Genomic DNA, 691 nt, shown 5'->3' with positions numbered 1-691 from the left:
GAAGCGGTGCAGGAACCACAGACGGCGTTGCGCGAACGACAAGGGCAGTTGTTCCGGTCGGGGCATTGCCACCAGGGGGATCTGCACCGGCCGGTTGTCCAGCTGCGGTGCGAGCTGCGCCACGGTGGGGTACTCGAAGAACGTCGGTATCGGCACCTCGACACCGAGTACGGTCCGGATGCGGGACAGCAACCAGGTGGCCAACAGCGAATGGCCGCCCAGACCGAAGAAGCTGTCGTCGATTCCGACCTTGGTGACGTTCAGTACCTCGGCGAACAACCCGGCCAGCACTTCTTCCTGCTTGTTGCGCGGCTTCCGGTATCCCGGAACGACTTGGTCCGTCGTCGTGTCGCCGGCCCGTTCCGCCAACTCCAGTCGGCCATCGCGAGTCCACCGGGCCTGCCGATCGGCGTGGTACAGCCCGGATCCGGGCGGGCCGTAGGGGTTTGCCTCGCAGTGCTCGGCGGGAGACCTGTCCCGATCCGACGGCATGCCCGAAACGTAGAGGTCGCCCACCACGCCGATGGGCACCAGCTGCAACTCGCCGTCCAGCACGTGAACCCGCGCGTCCTGGACTTCCTCCACCAGCGATCGGACCGCTTCATGACGAAGAACTTCGGTTTGGCGGCTCCAGGTTTCGAGGAGTTGGTGGTGTTCGTGGGGGAGGAGTATGTCGATGGTTTGGAGGGGG

At 65.3% G+C, this 691-nt stretch carries 1 protein-coding gene; it reads right to left on the bottom strand.

Annotated features, from left to right (window positions below):
- The coding region (locus IE124_RS34275; RefSeq protein WP_229833183.1) for a phosphopantetheine-binding protein at nucleotides 1-555 on the bottom strand (555 nt) is incomplete at its 3' end.
- Nucleotides 556-691 lie beyond the last annotated feature (136 nt).

Origin of the sequence: Streptomyces narbonensis (assembly GCF_014649015.1) — a bacterium.
GTDB lineage: Bacteria > Actinomycetota > Actinomycetes > Streptomycetales > Streptomycetaceae > Streptomyces > Streptomyces narbonensis.
The sequence above is the reverse complement of the archived record's forward strand: the minus strand, read 5'-3'. Positions and strand labels throughout refer to the sequence as shown.